The 17,672-nt window shown below is 34.4% G+C and carries 12 protein-coding genes and 5 tRNA genes; 4 read left to right on the top strand and 13 right to left on the bottom strand.

Annotated elements, in window-relative coordinates:
- Window positions 1-11: 11 nt before the first annotated feature.
- The 5 genes from lepA to J3U63_RS02130 all read right to left on the bottom strand — a co-directional run bounded on the left by lepA (window position 12) and on the right by J3U63_RS02130 (window position 6,848).
- The gene (gene lepA / locus J3U63_RS02110; RefSeq protein ID WP_065633325.1) at window positions 12-1,808 is read right to left on the bottom strand and encodes a translation elongation factor 4; all 1,797 of its coding nucleotides are present in this window, start codon (window positions 1,806-1,808) and stop codon (window positions 12-14) included.
- Between the two features lie 156 nt (window positions 1,809-1,964).
- Complete coding sequence (locus J3U63_RS02115; RefSeq protein ID WP_267333341.1) at window positions 1,965-2,900, bottom strand: MucB/RseB C-terminal domain-containing protein; 936 nt, start codon at window positions 2,898-2,900, stop codon at window positions 1,965-1,967.
- 54 nt (window positions 2,901-2,954) lie between these two features.
- Window positions 2,955-3,515 (bottom strand): RseA family anti-sigma factor, encoded by a 561-nt coding sequence (locus tag J3U63_RS02120; protein ID WP_267333340.1) that lies wholly within the window; start codon window positions 3,513-3,515, stop codon window positions 2,955-2,957.
- Window positions 3,516-3,557: 42 nt separating this feature from the next.
- The gene (gene rpoE, locus J3U63_RS02125) at window positions 3,558-4,133 is read right to left on the bottom strand and encodes an RNA polymerase sigma factor RpoE (RefSeq protein ID WP_267343548.1); all 576 of its coding nucleotides are present in this window, start codon (window positions 4,131-4,133) and stop codon (window positions 3,558-3,560) included.
- A gap of 207 nt (window positions 4,134-4,340) precedes the next feature.
- Complete coding sequence (locus J3U63_RS02130) at window positions 4,341-6,848, bottom strand: class I adenylate cyclase (RefSeq protein ID WP_267343549.1); 2,508 nt, start codon at window positions 6,846-6,848, stop codon at window positions 4,341-4,343.
- Between the two features lie 74 nt (window positions 6,849-6,922).
- On the opposite strand from J3U63_RS02130, the gene J3U63_RS02135 reads away from it, so the two are divergent.
- Both J3U63_RS02135 and J3U63_RS02140 read left to right on the top strand, forming a co-directional pair.
- Complete coding sequence (locus J3U63_RS02135; protein WP_267346504.1) at window positions 6,923-7,540, top strand: NUDIX hydrolase; 618 nt, start codon at window positions 6,923-6,925, stop codon at window positions 7,538-7,540.
- A gap of 352 nt (window positions 7,541-7,892) precedes the next feature.
- Window positions 7,893-8,693 carry a YdgH/BhsA/McbA-like domain containing protein gene (locus tag J3U63_RS02140; protein ID WP_267343551.1) on the top strand — a complete coding sequence of 267 codons (801 nt, stop codon included), beginning with the start codon at window positions 7,893-7,895 and terminating at the stop codon, window positions 8,691-8,693.
- A gap of 963 nt (window positions 8,694-9,656) precedes the next feature.
- On the opposite strand, the gene J3U63_RS02145 is transcribed toward J3U63_RS02140, so the two are convergent.
- The 7 genes from J3U63_RS02145 to J3U63_RS02175 form a co-directional block, all read right to left on the bottom strand.
- Window positions 9,657-9,731 (bottom strand) — tRNA-Gln (locus J3U63_RS02145).
- Between the two features lie 21 nt (window positions 9,732-9,752).
- Window positions 9,753-9,837, bottom strand: a tRNA-Leu gene (locus J3U63_RS02150).
- Between the two features lie 77 nt (window positions 9,838-9,914).
- Window positions 9,915-9,989, bottom strand: a tRNA-Gln gene (locus J3U63_RS02155).
- Between the two features lie 26 nt (window positions 9,990-10,015).
- Window positions 10,016-10,100, bottom strand: a tRNA-Leu gene (locus J3U63_RS02160).
- 37 nt (window positions 10,101-10,137) lie between these two features.
- Window positions 10,138-10,214: transfer RNA gene (locus J3U63_RS02165), tRNA-Met, on the bottom strand.
- Between the two features lie 117 nt (window positions 10,215-10,331).
- Window positions 10,332-11,429 (bottom strand): multifunctional CCA tRNA nucleotidyl transferase/2'3'-cyclic phosphodiesterase/2'nucleotidase/phosphatase, encoded by a 1,098-nt coding sequence (locus J3U63_RS02170; protein WP_267370340.1) that lies wholly within the window; start codon window positions 11,427-11,429, stop codon window positions 10,332-10,334.
- The gene (locus tag J3U63_RS02175) at window positions 11,430-12,041 is read right to left on the bottom strand and encodes a TIGR04211 family SH3 domain-containing protein (RefSeq protein WP_267343553.1); all 612 of its coding nucleotides are present in this window, start codon (window positions 12,039-12,041) and stop codon (window positions 11,430-11,432) included.
- A gap of 227 nt (window positions 12,042-12,268) precedes the next feature.
- Here J3U63_RS02175 and J3U63_RS02180 point away from each other — a divergent pair, with 227 nt between their 5' ends.
- Together J3U63_RS02180 and J3U63_RS02185 are read left to right on the top strand one after the other, a co-directional pair.
- Window positions 12,269-14,386 carry an alpha-galactosidase gene (locus tag J3U63_RS02180; RefSeq protein ID WP_267333331.1) on the top strand — a complete coding sequence of 706 codons (2,118 nt, stop codon included), beginning with the start codon at window positions 12,269-12,271 and terminating at the stop codon, window positions 14,384-14,386.
- A 331-nt stretch (window positions 14,387-14,717) separates the two neighbouring features.
- Window positions 14,718-15,722 carry a substrate-binding domain-containing protein gene (locus J3U63_RS02185; protein WP_267343555.1) on the top strand — a complete coding sequence of 335 codons (1,005 nt, stop codon included), beginning with the start codon at window positions 14,718-14,720 and terminating at the stop codon, window positions 15,720-15,722.
- Window positions 15,723-15,876: 154 nt separating this feature from the next.
- On the opposite strand, the gene J3U63_RS02190 is transcribed toward J3U63_RS02185, so the two are convergent.
- The gene (locus J3U63_RS02190; RefSeq protein WP_267370341.1) at window positions 15,877-17,616 is read right to left on the bottom strand and encodes a carbohydrate porin; all 1,740 of its coding nucleotides are present in this window, start codon (window positions 17,614-17,616) and stop codon (window positions 15,877-15,879) included.
- Window positions 17,617-17,672: the final 56 nt, after the last annotated feature.

The raw sequence follows: 17,672 nt of genomic DNA on the forward strand, positions 1-17,672 counted from the left end.
TCTTCAACTAATTAATCTTTTCCTACATGCAAAATAGCTAAAAATGCTTCTTGCGGTAGTTCTACGTTACCTACCTGCTTCATGCGTTTTTTACCTTCTTTTTGCTTCTGTAAAAGTTTCTTCTTACGGCTTACATCACCGCCATAACATTTGGCTAATACGTTTTTGCGTAACTGTTTGACTGTTGATCGAGCAATAACATGATTACCTATAGCTGCCTGAATAGCAATATCAAATTGCTGACGAGGAATAAGATCTTTCATCTTTTCAACTAATTCACGCCCACGATAAGGTGCATTATCTTTATGTGTAATTAGAGCTAACGCATCAACTCGCTCACCATTAATCAGTACATCTAGTCTGACCATATCAGCAACCTGAAAACGTTTAAAACTATAATCTAATGATGCATATCCACGCGAAGTTGATTTCAATTTATCAAAGAAATCTAATACAACTTCAGTCATTGGGATTTCATAAGTCAGTGCGACTTGATTACCATGGTAAACCATATTAGTTTGTACACCACGTTTTTCTACACATAAGGTAATAACATTTCCTAAGTAAGTTTGCGGCACTAAAATATTACATTCAGCAATCGGTTCACGAAGTTCTTGAATATTATTTACAGCTGGTAGCTTAGCTGGGCTATCAACATAGACAATTTCATTTGATGTGGTTAAAACTTCATAAACAACAGTTGGCGCAGTTGTAATTAAATCAAGGTTATACTCGCGCTCTAATCGTTCTTGAATGATTTCCATGTGTAATAACCCAAGGAAACCACAACGAAAACCAAATCCTAAGGCACCTGAATTTTCTGGTTCATAAAATAATGACGCATCATTTAAGCTTAATTTACCGAGTGCATCACGAAATGCTTCGTAATCGTCAGAACTTGTCGGGAATAAACCAGCATAAACTTGTGGTTTTACTTTTTTAAACCCGGGTAATGGTTTATCCGCTGGAGCTCTGGCGGAGGTTAAGGTATCACCAACTGGTGCACCTAAAATATCTTTGATTGCACAAACAACCCAGCCAACCTCGCCACAGTTTAGCGAATCTTTATCAACTTGTTTTGGTGTAAAAATACCAAGGCGATCGACATTATATGTCATGCCAGTACTCATTACTTTGATTTTATCACCTTTGTGCAGTTCGCCATTTTTAATCCGAATTAACGACACGACACCTAAATAGTTATCAAACCATGAGTCAATAATCAATGCTTGCAATGGTGCATTAGAATCACCTTCAGGAGGGGGAATATCTTTTACTAATTGTTCAAGTACATCAACAACACCTACCCCGGTTTTGGCTGAACATCGAACAGCATTACTTGCATCAATACCAACAATGTCTTCAATTTCAGCGGCAACGCGCTCTGGTTCTGCTGCTGGCAAATCAATTTTATTCAGTACCGGGACAACTTCCAGATTCATGTCTAAAGCAGTATAACAGTTAGCAAGGGTTTGTGCTTCTACCCCTTGACCAGCATCGACAACCAATAAGGCACCTTCGCAGGCGGCTAGCGAACGAGAAACCTCATACGAAAAATCAACATGTCCAGGCGTATCGATAAAATTAAGCTGATAGGTTTGACCATCTTTAGCATGATAATCTAATGTCACGCTTTGTGCTTTAATTGTGATACCTCGTTCACGCTCAAGATCCATCGAATCCAGAACTTGGGCTGCCATTTCGCGATCAGAAAGACCACCACAAATTTGAATAATACGATCTGAAAGTGTCGATTTACCATGATCAATATGAGCAATAATTGAAAAATTGCGGATATTTTTATTCATATCAATAAATTATAGTTTATATTTTAGTTATATACTGTTGATTATCCAATAATGGTTTTGACAAATAATAGAGCAATTAGATAATCACGGAAAATAGAAAAGCAACATTCTACACATTAATAGCCACTAAGCATAGTCTTATCGAAAGGTTTGCAGCTATTTCTCAACAATATTTTGAGCAATTCGCTCAATGGTAGTTTTAGGCAAGTTACCAATAATAATAATATTTTTGTTACCAATATTTGTTGAAAAAATTGTACGTCCACCTTGTTGGATAAGCTGGTTTGATTGATTTGATGAATCAGAAGAAACATTTACTGTGAACGAAAATACGCCATCCGAAAAAAGTTTGGTTGCAATATCAGAATTGTAAAAATTGACATTATAAGCAGCAACTTCTTTAAATCCTTTTGGTAACCAAGCTAATCGCCATGCATCTAACATATTGTTCTGTTTTTCAATAGATAATAAGATAGGGTAAGTACGGCTATCGATATAATCTTTCATTTTTTTCTGATCAAAGTCTTCATCGATATCTACTACTTTGAATTGATTGATAATCTCACCATCTTGATCAAGTAAATCGATTCGTATCGGTAAAAAATTCTTGTCATCTATCCAAATAATATAGCTATAGCGATCTTTATCTTTAGCTATCATTTTTATTAGCTGTACACTGCGATTGGCCGTTCTAGTTTTACCTAACTTCACAAATTCGTATACATCAGTAAGTTTAGTAAAATCATTATAAATGACATCAGGGAAGGCTTCGGTTATACGAGGGCTGGTAATAGAAAAAGATGCACTATCAGGTTGAAAATAACTGGTAATATTATTGTGTAAAATAATCTCTTTTGCAGGACCTTCAAGATAAAGCAATTGCGCTTTGACCTCCTCTTTTTGTAAAGCCCCTAAATGGCTATATTCAAAGGTCGTGACATACTGATCTTTATCTTGTGAAAGGAAATGGATTTGATAACTATTTGTTTGGACAGATTTGCTCATTTTATTTAACAAATTTACCGCTTTATCGGTATCAGCAGCAAAAACAGATAATGCAAACAACATAAAAAACAGAGTAACAATAATCATTATACTCTGTTTGATTTTGCACTTAGTTAAATAAAATGAAAAATTCATATAAAATTAGTACGCATTGAGCCTTTTTTGCAATTCATAATCTTGGACCAACAGTCGAATTTTATCATACTGTCTTTTTTCAATTAGTTGTTGATCATTGTGCTGTTGTATACCACCAACTGGCGCGACATTTACCCCAATGGGTACAGTATTTAAGACTGGCGAACCGTTGGAATCATCGGATTGCCCTTGGTGATATTGAACGCCTGCAATAATCGCTAAAGTCACACAGGCTGCTAGTCCAACCTGACTTACTTTACCTAAGCAATCTTTAATTCGAAGCCAAATAAGATTTTGTGCTTTGGGAATATCAACGTTATTTTGATCAGGTTGATTTGGTAGAGGTAAATATAAATTATCAGCAGCGATTGCTTTTGCGACTTGATTTGAAATATCTAACGTCAATGAACTATCGTGCAATTCACCACGCATTGCAGATCTTACAATGTGATAACGATGCCAACATGCTTGTAAACTTTCATCTTTTGATACAGCATCAATGAAGTGATCATCGTTTAACTCGTCATCCATGAGTAATGAAAGTTGCTCTTTTTGTTCTATTTGCATAATAGATACCTTAAATTTATCACTGCTTATTATTAATTCATTTCAACCATTTATTAATGGTTTAATCTTTTCATCAATAATATCACGCGCTCTAAAAATACGTGATCTCACTGTTCCAACTGGTGTATCCATAATTTCAGCAATTTCCTCATAACTTAAACCGTCTATTTCCCGTAAAGTAATAGCGGTTCTTAAATCATCAGGCAAAGCTTCAATAGCGTCAAATACAACTTTTTCAACCTCTTTTGACAGGACTAAACTTTCTGGATTGTCCAAATCTCTTAACGAATCTGCACCTTCATATCCTTCAGCCTCACTTGCATCGATATCTGAAGATGGAGGACGTCGTCCTTGAGAAATTAAATAATTTTTTGCTGTATTAACTGCTATTCGATACAACCACGTATAAAATATACTTTCACCTTTAAATAGACTTAACGATCGATAAGCCTTAATAAAAGTTTCTTGCACAACATCAGGTATTTCTGAAGCTAAAACATAGCGAGAAACCAAATGAGCGAGTTTATTTTGATAACGTAGTACAAGCAAATTGAACGCATTTTTATCTCCGTTTAATACACGATCAACTAATACTTGGTCTGTTACTTTCTCCCCCATTACAGGCCATTCCTCATTATGTTAATAACTGCTATGTGGCCCAAAATTGCGCTTACAAACAGTTAGATTCTTAAATTTAAAAAAAGTTCCCACATTTTAATAGAAATTTTAAAAATTTACCTATTAAAATTACTTTTTTACTCTTTTTTATACTAAAACGTAATGTGTTTCTCAATTTTTTTTACATTAATTTTTAATTGAGATCGATTAATTTAATAAAAAGATCTCACGATCCCCATTATCACTGTAGGTAATTTGATAGAATTGCGGAAGATTAAAATTAACAGAGCTGCTTGTAGTAAAAGTAAAGCGATCATCAGACAAAACATAAAAATCGTTGATTGCTTTGACCATATTTTCTTTATTACCATTACAATTGCGATAGATCTCGATCTGATTATGTTCATTTAAAATATACAGATCAAAACCTGTTTGGGTATCTTCAAAAAAGAATTGTATGATGCCTTGATAAGCTACACTATCAATTTCTTTTGGGAGTTCATTGGTTTCATCTAAAATGTTTAAAGGCCTACCTTGAACTTTGTTATTCGATACCGCACCATAAAAGTCGATAGCATTTTCAAATTGATGGAATGAAACACCTAAACGTTCAAAAAATAAATACCAAGATGCTCCATCAATTCTTAATGGTTTAACTTGTGTCGAATTATTGATAGTGGTAGTCAAACGTAATTCGACACAGTCATCCATTAATTTTTTAATCTGTTTTTTAATTTCAACACTAAAATATTTACTGTAACAAAAAATTTCCATTGAATTGGGTAAATCCGCATCTTTATGCATTCGGTTTAGTAATGCTTTTATGGCTTCAAGGACACATAATGTACCACTAAAGTGCAAAACGCGAATTTCATTCCATGAGTTGCGATAAAGCAAATCAACCGATCCCACTAAACTTAACTCTTTTTTACCATAATTTAATATATTAGTATTAATTTCATGGTCTAATTCACATTGAGTAGTTGGATCATTTTCTAAATTCAAGATGATCGCTAAATGTCGGATTTCACATGGGCCATACAATTGCTCTTCGGTTGCTGCTGGCACATCAATAGGAAAATATTCTTTTAGGTCATCAATAAATTTGGTTATTTTTGCTTTATCCCGATCCTCGCCATCGTGATAATAAAATTCAGTAGAGTCCGAGATTAAACGATTAAAGTAACACCAACTTACCAGCTTAACTAAATACTTACTATATTCTAAATATTGGTGACCAATAATTTGATCCAATATTGGTTTTTGTTTATAAACATACCAACCAGCTCGATTTATTCTATCTTCTTTAACATGAATAAAGGTTAACGCCTCTTCTTGTAAATTATGAGAAATGTTAAGCTTTAATGTGGTTATTTTACCCGGTAATACTTCAAATGAAGCATACAATTTACGTGTTAATATTGCTAAGTCTTGGGGACTAATTAAAGAATCCAAATTATTACGGCGACCAAAATTAAGTAAGTTACGATACCCCGTCATCATAGTTTGCAGTAAAACTTCATGTATTTCACGAACTTGTTCTATTTTCCAAGTATCGCTGGTATCGAGTTTAGCAAAACATGATTTATCCCATTTCCATTGCTTTACCAAATCTTCAAGTACTTTACGACGCCACGATAGCGTAGAATTTGCAATAGATAATTTTTCATTAACTTTTAGGTAAAAACACGTTCTTACTAATTTTAATCTCGAGAAATCTTTAATTTCAATTAGATAGTTACTGATTCGTTGCAATAGCATATAGTAAGAATCAAGATAACACCCTTCATCGCTTTTAAATGTTTGTATCAAATCGCGCATTTGATAAGCAATAGGTTTGTTTTCTGGATATATCCACGAATAGGCTTCAAGTAATAATGTCTTTAATACCGCTTTGAAAGGTGAATCAATACTTTTATAAAGTTGCCACAGGCTGGCGCCAAAATATTCTTCTGCCGATAGCCCAGTTAAAGGTCCAAAATCGATCCATTGATCACGTTCAATTATTTTTTGTTCAACTAACGCTTCAATACATTTTTCATAGCTAGGATAGGTTGTATTATTCACGGTTAAATTTGCGGGCACAGCAAACCACAATAATAGTTTGCCTGCAAGTAAATTAGCTGATCGATAAAACTCTTCCAATAATAAAATATGTTGAGCAGAACCACAGTTTTCGCCCATTAAACATTCATGATGTTGATTAATAAAACGATCTACATCAACAACAAATAATGTTAATTTTATTCCAAGCTCTTTTGCCCATTGTTCAATCAATCGGCATTTTTTTTGTAATGACGATTTTCTAACTGCCGATAAATTATTTTCAATACAAATCCAAATATCAAGATCTGACGTTACTGACTGGCCGATAGAGCAAGTACTGCCCATTGAATATAATGCGGAAATATCTGCCTTATTAAATGCTTGTGGAAGATTAAAATTAAATTCATTTTTTAACTGAGCAAAAACTTCATCAGAAGCTTGATAACAAGCAATGCCCATCGGGGTATCTTCGTTTAAATAGCCAGGCAAAGCCGGATGATGAAAATGAAAAAGCGCAGGCAACAATGTAAAAACACGTTGGAACTCTAAGGACATACCATCGAGTGCTCTTTTATGTTTTAGTAAAGCAAGATCTTTAAGTTCTTTTTTTATGTTGTTAATATAATATTGCATGACATTATCAAGGTGAACCACGTGTACTACTAACAAACAACTTCAATCTACCATGTTCATATTATAACGTAAATACAGCGTAAATTTAAAAACAAAACTAAATAAATATTATGATCACAACAGAACAGATAGCTAACTTATTGAAAACAGATAAGATAGCAAACGAAATGAATCAAAAAGCAGCAGTTTTAATACCGCTTGTTAAGGTCAATAATCAATTGCATTTACTGTTTCAAGTCCGCTCGAAAACATTGAAATGGCAACCTGGTGATATTTGCTTTCCAGGTGGGCGAGTAGAGGTAGACGATAGTAATCCAGAATATACAGCCAAACGTGAAACTTGCGAAGAATTAGGTATTTTACCCACACAAATAACTATTTTAGGACAATTACCTAAATTTATCGCAAATTTTGCTATGACTATTTACCCTTTTGTCGGTGAAATCAAATCTATAGATAACTTTATCCTTAATCCTGATGAAGTTGAAGAAGTTTTTACCGTACCGCTTAATTGGTTTATCAACAACAGTCCTAGCCAAGCTACCGTCGAAGTTGGCCATAAACTTGGCAAAGACTTTCCTTTTCATTTATTGCCTAATCGCCCTCAAAAATGGCAGAAAAGATCAGAACATTTAGTTTACTTTTACCAATATAATAATTATATTATTTGGGGATTAACAGCTCAAATATTGAATAACTTTATTCATCAAATTCAGGTAGTTGTTTAAATTTCAAAAATAACCAAGTAATTCAAAAAGTTGTTGTATCGTTTTAAATTAACTATTGTTAGCAATTTGTTGCATTTTTAGCAAAAAGTGCTATGAAGTTTTATTTTCCACTATAAATATCTTGAGAATTATCTTAAAATTCATACATATATAGGAAAGAAAAAAGCTATTTTATAATTATTCAGTGAAAAAGCTTTATGTCTAAACGCATTTAGTAATAAGTAGATTAAGGCATTATACCGTAGAGTACGTGATATTCCATTTGCTCTATAAGTGATGTCATGAATTTGCAAATTAAAAAAAGCGTTAAATTTAATTCTAATTTCAATAAATAAAAATGAAGGAAATTATCATGAAACGTTTTAAAAAATCATCTGTTGCATTAGCACTATTGTTATCACTACCAGTTGCAAGCTTGTATGCAGCAGAACCACTAACAGCTAAAGAAAGCAGTAATTTAATCCCACTTAAAGAAATCTCAGTAACAGGTAAATATTTACAAGCAGATAATGCGGCAAGTGATATTTCTCGTGCAGCTGATGAAGCAGGTGCTAAATATTATCATATTAAATCAATTGAAAGTGCAACAACTAGTGATTCAGCTGATCAAGCAATCGTTTATGCTGATATTTATCAATCAAAAGAACCTGTTGCAGTTAAAAAAGAAGAAGTGACTCAAAATGGTGTTGTTGTTTATCCTCGTGCGAAAGCACTTTACTACTTACCATTTGAAGTGATTAAATTTAAAGGTAATTACAACAACACTTCAGATATTATGAATGCAGCAAGTAAATTAGCAGCAGAAAAAAATGCATATGCTTTCTATGTGTATTCAATTGCACCTGCTGATGTAAAAAATCAAGCACAAGATATTGATGTTGCATTATACAAAAAAGATGCTGTAGCAAGAGATTTCATCGTGACTAAAGCAATTGAAGGTGAAGACGCTTACGAAATCAGCAGCGATGCATTCAAAAAAATGAAACCATATGACACTATTAGTTTCCATGGTTCATTCAACAATACAGCTGAAATCAGTGCTGCTGCTCAAAAACAAGCAATTGCTAATGGTGCACATTTCTATTATGTGAAAGAAGTGTCTGCAAATACAAAAGGCACTTCACAAACTGTATATGTAAACTTATATAAATAATACGTTATAGTTTATACGTATTCCACATGCTATATAAATTATGCATGTGGAATACATCTAATGATAAAAATAACTATCAAAATATCAATATCTTTATATTCTAACAAATCGAAAACTTATTTTTTATTAACAGATTTTATTCCCTCTTTATTACACAATCTAAACACTTAATTGATTTGAGCCTATTTCACAATCCTTTATTTAGCTTTTTAAATTAAAGATAAGACAATACAGTTCGCTTTATAAGTTAATTTATGTATTGTTTAATATCACTTCAACTTTAGATGTCCAAACAAACCATTTATTTAACGAGATATGCCCTACTTTTGCCACTCTTGAACCACGCTAATTCAATACAGCACTCAACCATAATAAAAGAAACTTTATTTATTTTGATACACTATGATAATGAACCAATATTATCAATTATTAAAATTCAATCGAAAGAATAACTCAGTTAATTTTGTTTGAACGTCATCCTACCGTTTATCTTAACAAACAATTGATAATTGAAATTTCACTGTAACTGATTCAAGTGATACTCCAGCAATTTGCTTGAAAAACTCTAATTCGACAGAAAATTGTTGCCGGCAACCATATGAACTTGAATGGATGACCCATTTATTATTGATTAACCTTACCGAGTAACCAATCAAGCTTGCAACAGTTAGCCGATAAATAGCATTCTTAAGAATTACACAAGATAGAAAATAAAATCCAGACATTTAAATATCAAGCTCTATAGCCCAATATTAACGATGCTATTACCAATTTATAAAAGTGGTGCCCAGGCTCACTACAACTTATTAAGTTACACAGTTAACTTTCGGCTTAAACTGACAATTCGCACATACTGCGCTAATTCTAATCTATCACGACTATTACATTAGATATAGAGATTAAGTTTACTGGGCATAACAACCGATATTATGTTGACTGTGAACACTTCAAATGATTATTTAGTGGCTGGGGTACAAGGATTCGAACCTTGGAATGGCGGAATCAGAATCCGCTGCCTTACCGCTTGGCTATACCCCACTATAGTGTGAAAATGATATCTGGTACGGGTAGTGAGATTTGAACTCGCACACCTTTCGGAACTAGAACCTGAATCTAGCGCGTCTACCAATTCCGCCATACCCGCATATGAATAATTTAGAAATCGATATGATTAACAATAAAATACAAAAGAGTGAGATATCAAAAATATGCAGATTGGAATGGCTGGGGTACCAGGATTCGAACCTGGGAGTGGCGGGATCAAAACCCGCTGCCTTACCGCTTGGCTATACCCCAATAAAGGATAGATACTAAGATTAAAATGGTGCGGGTGGAGAGACTTGAACTCACACACCTTGCGGCGCCAGAACCTAAATCTGGTGCGTCTACCAATTTCGCCACACCCGCACTGTATACTTCCGGTAAAAGTATTACTTAACCTTAATGGTGGCTACGACGGGATTCGAACCTGTGACCCCATCATTATGAGTGATGTGCTCTAACCAACTGAGCTACGTAGCCATCTCATTCGCAACGTCATAACCAACACTGCGAGGCGCATTATGCTTGTCTTAAGCCAAATCGTCAACCCTTTTTTTTAGATATTTTGAAAAAAAATGACGATTGATTAAGATGCAATCAAATCCAGTTTAATAACGCTTCAATTCGCCTTTTTTGTAATTCATTATAAATAGCTTTACCAACAAAACCATCTGCAATAATATTTTGCACGTTAACACTATTGGCAACATTATAAGCTCCATTTAAGTATTGAGCTTGCAAAAATGGTTCTTGTTTACAATATGCATGGCTTGCAATAATTAATTGTTCAAGGTGTTGGGGATTACGCCAAACGTCAATACTATTTAGTAAATGGATAATCTGCTCTGCCGTCAACTGCTTTATATCTTCAACAACTTTACCATATTGCTGAACCATAACAGCTATCTTCAAAAAACTTGTAGGTGATTTTATTTTTTGACATAACAATTCAACACTTCGCTTAGTCGGCATCTGGGCACATAATATTGCAAAACGAACCGTTAATAGCGCAGTTAACTCAACAGATCTAGCTAACGCATCAACAACATTTTGTGACAATATTAATTGCGGAAATAACACAGCAAGCGCACCACATTGGTTGAGTACTTGAAAATAAATGTGTGGATGCTGAGTCGATAATGCTTTTTCTGTCTCTTTCCAAATGCGTTCAGGCGTTAAATATGACACCTCGCCAGCATCAACCATTTCTTTCATCAAAATTAACGTTTCTGGCGCTATTTTAAATCCCAAATGGTGATAGCGAGCAGCAAAGCGAGCAATGCGTAATATCCTTAAAGGATCTTCCCGAAAAGCCAAAGATACATGACGTAGTATTTTATTATGGAGATCACTTACACCATTATAAGGATCGACAATATGCCCTTGCTCATCCATCGCTATCGCATTAATTGTTAAGTCGCGACGAATAAGATCTTGCTCTAACGTGATATTTGACCCAAAATCACAAATAAAACCAGTATAACCGTTACCTGACTTTCGTTCAGTACGCGCTAGTGCATATTCTTCTTTAGTAGTAGGATGTAAAAATACAGGAAAATCTTTACCAACTTGTTGGTAACCTAAAGCAAGGAGCTGATCGGGTGTTGCACCAACAACAACCCAATCATGATCGACTACAGGTAATCCTAATAATCTATCCCGAACACTGCCGCCGACAAGATAGATCTTTGACATTTAACGCATCCAACGATCTTTTCTACGGCGTGGCATAATTAATGGTAAAATTAAACCTAAAATTAAGCCTCCACCAGCAACGAGTCCGCCATAGGTGAACCAAGTGATAATCAGATCACGGCGTTTATCATCCACTTGATTGAGCATTGACTCAAGTTGACTATTTTGCTGCTTAAGTTTGTTTTCAAGCTCAGTATTTTTATTTTGTAAAGACTCAATTAAAGTGTTTGCATCTTGCAATTTTTGCACATATTGATTAGCAACATTTTGTTGGGACTGATCGGCATTATCAGCTTTACTTTTGTACTGGGCAAGTTCAGATTCGAGAGATGGCAGTCGCTCTTTGCAACTCGGTTGATCGTTAAGTTTACTTGTTTCAATCCATGCAACACTACCATTATTGACTTGAATTTTGGTATATTTACCATCGCTATTTTTTTCAAGTTCAATGACTTTTTCGCCCGCTTTTGCTGAATTTGAATAAGCATATTGTGCCCCCGGACCTCGACGCAAGTAAACATCAACATCATCGGTGATATATTTATCTACACCATAAGCGTTAAAAGCACAACTTAAAAAAGAAACGACAGCAATAATATTATGTTTTTTCATGATATTTAATCTATTCACCCAACATTGGTTCATAATAGCATAAAAAATGAATTTTTCGCATAATCATTTCATAATATATCTTACTTGAATGAAGTTAATAACCCTAAAAATGAAAACGATTACATTTTATGAGATCTTAATCACAAAACAAAAAATTAATAATATCCTTCTAATTAAATTATCATTACTGTATAAGAATTGTTTTAGTAATCAATTTTGGAGAAAACATGAATTACCATCTTGGAAATAATAACTTAGATATAATTTTACGCACGCAACCTTATGCTGAAATCTGTTATTTTGGAAAGCGATTACAAAATTTAAATATCAATTCTATCGATATGCTTAACCCTGCCATACCTAATTCACGCCTAGATATTGATGTTCCATTCACACTTTGTCCTGAAGAAGGGTTAGGTAACTTTAGTACACCCGGGCTTGAAGGACATCGGAATGGCAAAGATTGGTCTCCAGTATTTATCACTAAAGAAGTCAAAAAAAACAATAACAATATTACTATTATTAGTGAAGATGATATTGCCAAGCTTCGTTTAACTAGCCAACTCATTTTAGATGAAAGTGGTGTTTTGCAATGTCAAAATAGCCTAACCAATTTAGCAGAGCAGCCTTATCAAGTGAATCGTTTGTCAGTAACCTTACCTATACCTGAACGGGCGCAGGAATTAATGGCATTTAATGGTCGTTGGATTAAAGAATTTTTTCCACATCGCACTAAAATTGAACATTGCGGATACTTACAAGAGAATCGCCGAGGAAGAACTTCACATGAATATTTTCCTGGCATGATTGTCGGTACAAGTGGTTTTAAGGAACAAACAGGAGAAGTATGGGGTATCCATTTAGGTTGGAGCGGAAACCACCGCATACAGGTAGCCGTCAAAAGCAATGGAAAACGTTTTATTCAAGCCGAAGCACTTTACCTGGCGGGCGAAATATCTTTAGCTAAAGGCGAAACAGTAAGTACACCATGGTTATATGCAACCTATAGTGATCAAGGTTTAAATAAAATGAGTCAGCACTTTCATCAATTCTTACGAACCAATATTATTAAGTTTTCTGCTCATAAACCACGCCCTGTTCATCTTAATACTTGGGAAGGCATCTTTTTTGATCATAATCCCGATTATATTATGAAAATGGCAACACAAGCAGCTCAAATAGGTGTTGAACGTTTCATTATTGATGATGGCTGGTTTGGTCATCGCGATGATGACTATCAAGGCTTGGGCGATTGGTATCTTGATGAGCGCAAATATCCAAATGGTTTAGAACCAGTCATTAAACATGTTAAAGACCTTGGTATGGAATTTGGTATCTGGGTTGAACCTGAAATGATTAACAAAAACTCTAATCTATATCGTGCCCATCCTGACTGGCTATTAGAACTTCAAGGTTATCAACAACCTGAAGGTCGTCATCAATATGTACTAGACTTACAAAATCCAAATGTTTTTGACTATTTGCTCGAAAGATTAACCTGGTTACTTGGAAGTTACGACATAGACTACATAAAATGGGATATGAATAGAGAAATCGTACAAGCGGGTCATAATGGTCATCCGGCTATAGTTGGCCAAACTAAAGCTGTTTATCGGTTACTTGATATTTTGCAAAAAAAATTTCCGAATGTCGAAATTGAATCTTGCTCATCTGGCGGTGGTCGCATTGATTATGAAATATTAAAACGTACTCAACGTTTTTGGGCATCGGATTCCAACGATGCATTAGATAGACAAATAATTCAACGCGGCATGAGTTATTTTTTCCCACCAGAAGTAATAGGAGCCCATATTGGTGGAGCGCTATGTCACACCACATATAGGCAAATTGATATGAATTTACGTGGTTTAACTGCACTATTTGGCCATATGGGGGTAGAACTCGATCCTGTAAAAGAATCACAACAAGAAAAACTATCATTTGCTAATTATATAAAATTACATAAACAATTACGTTCATTGCTCCATTCGGGCAATTTTATTCGGTTAGATGTTGATGATAATCAAGCCATGCAAAGTTATGGTGTGGTTAGCCAAGACCAAACCGAGGCCGCTTTTATAATTGCACAACTTATTTTACCGACTTATGCTTTGAGTGGTAATTTACGTTTAGCGGGTTTATTACCAGATAAAGATTATCACATTGAGATTCTTGACATGCCTAATAATATTGATCCTAAAGTGAATGGACATGTCATGAAAGCCCTACCTAATTGGATGGTAAAAAGCACAACGTTATCGGGCGATTGGTTAATGAATATTGGTTTACCCCTACCAGTACTAGATCCTGCAACTGCAATGCTAATCAAGATCACATCGGTATAAATTGTTTAGCAAAGAGGCTTAATTTTTTAGCAATTCAAGAGGGATTTCAACAGCACAAATCCCTCTTAATTAATATATTTAAACTGAATCGATTCGACAAACCAGAGAGCAATTGGCAAAAGCAAAATTTTCTCGTATTATAATGCGTTGGCTCATATATTCAGAGTATTACATACTGAATTCACTTAAAGATTTTAAGTACAGGATTTCTCCCAAACTGCGAGCCCTTTTGCTTGAATCATTGGTAATCTTACGAAACTCTATATGGACAAACATAAAGTATCAAATATGGATATAAATAATTAGTAGTAATCAATTAAAAGGTAGTTTTATGGCGACAATAAAAGATGTTGCACGATTAGCCAAAGTTTCAGTGGCAACAGTATCTCGTGTTATTAATAATGCAAACAATGTTAGCGAAAATACACGTGAAATTGTAAAAAAAGCTATGGAAAAATTAAATTACTATCCTGATGCCAATGCTCGCGCGTTATCCCAACAAAATTCAAATACCATAGGCATTGTTGTTGCCGATGTTTCCGACCCTTTTTTTGGTGAGATGGTAAGTACCGTTGACAAAGTAGCTCATCGAACAGGTAATTTTTTATTAATTGGAAATGGCTATCATCAACATGATCAAGAATATAATGCAATAACGCAACTTATCGAACATCGCTGTTCATCATTAGTTGTTCATGCTAAGGTTTTGCCCGACAGTATATTAAAAAAATTAATGCAGCAAGTGCCAGGAATGGTATTAATCAATCGGGTAGTGAGCGGCTTTGAAAAACGGTGTATTGCACTCGACGATCGTTATGGTTCCTATTTAGCGGTGAAGCATTTAATTCAACATGGCCATCTTAAAATTGGTTATTTATGTTCAAACCATGATATCTCGGATGCATCTGACCGTTTGCAAGGCTATAAAGATGCTTTAGCTGAATATAATATAGAGCTTGATGAAAAACTTATAGCTTTTGCCTCACCTAACGAAGTCGGTGGCGAACAAGCTATGATGACATTACTCGAACGCAATCGTCAAATTACCGCTATAGCTTGTTATAATGACTCTATGGCCGCTGGTGCAATGTCAGTGTTATATGATAATGATATAAAAATTCCAACCGAGATTTCTATTATAGGTTTTGATGATTTACTTCTTGCTCGCTACTTGCACCCTAAATTAACAACTATCCGTTATCCATTACAAACGATGGCAGAACAAGCGGCTGAATTAGCATTGAAACTTGCTAAAGGTGAAGCGCCACCTGCTAATTTAGTTAATATATTTATACCTACGCTAACTAAACGTTATTCTGTCAATTTGATCAAATAACATGATTATTAACGACCAATAACATCTTAGTTTATCAACACTATCAAAAATAGAGGATAATCACCACTTATCTGAGCTTACTTAATGATTTTTGATGCATACTATTAGCTCAGATAATCGTATTGTATTATCCCTCTCGATTAAAAGATATTAGCTAAAACCAAACCTCTGTTTGTACCCCAAAACTAATTTGGTGATGCTTACCATTAAAATCAAACTTACTAATATCATTTTGCAATGATTCAATATATGAAACATAAAAACGAATATCAGGTCTAGAAGATAAAATACTTTGTCCGACTTTGAAAGAATGATAAAGCGTTGTTTTATAGCCTTCCTCAACGTAAGTTTGACTATTAGCTTTATTTTTCTGTCTAAAATAGCCAAGCTCAACACCACTCTGGTTATAGGTATCCCATATATATGCAGGTCTTACCGCTGATTTAAAACTAGAAAAATTGGTATGAGCACGATGGAGATCATAAGAATAAACATCATTACCCGTAGTTAGTGCCAATGCATGGGCAACAATAACATTATCGGCTAAATAAGCTTCACCTTCAGAAACCAAGCGATAAGCTTTACCCCCAGTATGTTCACCAATATAATCATTATCAGCATTAGCTGCAAACTCTGGATTATTAGTATTGATGTTGGCTAATTGTGAAGCAACCGAATTTGTCGCTGCTTGTAGTGTAAACTGATTGAATCCAGCAAAAAATTCATTCTGACGTAATACAAAACTACCAAGCCATGCATTTTTGACTTCTACATTGCCTTGAATTTTGGATTTATTCGGTGCTGAATAACGTGCATTTATGCCAAACAGCGCATCTTTCCACAATGGAATGTTATGATAACGTAATTCGATTTCATTAAGATCAACGTCCTCTTTTTTATGCCTAGTAATCTGATTGCCATTTTCATCAACACCAACCACATCAGCTTTTTTACTTTTTACATTCACATCAGCTCGAACTAAAGCTAAATCAAGTACACCAATACCAACGGCAAGATTTTCAATCCCTACCCCACCACCAGCAGGTGTTTTTTGCGTTTTCCAGTCAAGCATCTGAATTTCGTTGTAAGGTAAAGAGTGCTTACCAATCCATAATGTTGCATCAGGGAAACGAGGCACAAATCCTTTAGTAGCTAAATAAATATCAGAGAATTGCATAATATTATCATCTTGGGTATTAAATAAACCCGCTGCCTTATTGGTTGCCACATTCCCATCAATCATGACAATAGCATCGACTCTACGCCCATCTTGATCATAAACTTTTTGTTTAAAAATAAGATCATACCAACCGCCATATTCATTACCGAATCGACCTAACGCACCTTCAGCATAGTTTTTAGGTTTACCATTATTCGATGTTGACCATCCACCACGGAAATAACCGTTATAAGAAAATCCAATTTCATCTTTAATATAATCTTTAAATTCAGATAGAGTAAAAGATTTTTTTGCAGAACCATCTTCGTCTGATGCAGAAGAAGTTTTAACATTATTAACTAACACAATTTGATTATCACTTACGCTATTATTGACATTAATTTGTGGTGAACTAGCCGATTTTTTAGAATTGGTGAGTGATGCTGTCTGATTTTTTAATTGTTTTTGTTGATTGTTAATAACGACTTGTTGTTTTTTAATATTATTATTTAATTGAGCAATTTGCTTGTTTGATTCAACAAGTTGCTTTTTTAAATCCGCTGAGTCTTTACTGATCTCTAGTAACTTCTGTTCTAAAATTGTTATCCTTGCTTCTAACTCTTCTGACGTTGCAGCCATAACATTTGGCAAATAGCATAAACTTAACATCGTAATTAACGCAATTTGTTTTAGTTTGGCTATGACTTTTACAACCTTATTTGTTAAATATTTCATATTTACCTACTCATTATTTTATAAAACATAATGAAGCCTCGTAAATTCGAGGCAAA

Origin of the sequence: Gilliamella sp. B2838 (assembly GCF_026536185.1) — a bacterium.
Taxonomy (GTDB): domain Bacteria; phylum Pseudomonadota; class Gammaproteobacteria; order Enterobacterales; family Orbaceae; genus Gilliamella.

Bases quoted from the DNA above. Each gene is read 5' to 3' on its own strand.
- lepA (WP_065633325.1), bottom strand. From the start codon at position 1,808: ATGAATAAAAATATCCGCAATTTTTCAATTATTGCTCATATTGATCAT.
- J3U63_RS02115 (WP_267333341.1), bottom strand. From the start codon at position 2,900: ATGATTATTGTTACTCTGTTTTTTATGTTGTTTGCATTATCTGTTTTT.
- J3U63_RS02120 (WP_267333340.1), bottom strand. From the start codon at position 3,515: ATGCAAATAGAACAAAAAGAGCAACTTTCATTACTCATGGATGACGAG.
- rpoE (WP_267343548.1), bottom strand. From the start codon at position 4,133: ATGGGGGAGAAAGTAACAGACCAAGTATTAGTTGATCGTGTATTAAAC.
- J3U63_RS02135 (WP_267346504.1), top strand. From the start codon at position 6,923: ATGATCACAACAGAACAGATAGCTAACTTATTGAAAACAGATAAGATA.
- J3U63_RS02140 (WP_267343551.1), top strand. From the start codon at position 7,893: ATGAAACGTTTTAAAAAATCATCTGTTGCATTAGCACTATTGTTATCA.
- J3U63_RS02170 (WP_267370340.1), bottom strand. From the start codon at position 11,429: ATGTCAAAGATCTATCTTGTCGGCGGCAGTGTTCGGGATAGATTATTA.
- J3U63_RS02175 (WP_267343553.1), bottom strand. From the start codon at position 12,041: ATGAAAAAACATAATATTATTGCTGTCGTTTCTTTTTTAAGTTGTGCT.
- J3U63_RS02180 (WP_267333331.1), top strand. From the start codon at position 12,269: ATGAATTACCATCTTGGAAATAATAACTTAGATATAATTTTACGCACG.
- J3U63_RS02185 (WP_267343555.1), top strand. From the start codon at position 14,718: ATGGCGACAATAAAAGATGTTGCACGATTAGCCAAAGTTTCAGTGGCA.
- J3U63_RS02190 (WP_267370341.1), bottom strand. From the start codon at position 17,616: ATGAAATATTTAACAAATAAGGTTGTAAAAGTCATAGCCAAACTAAAA.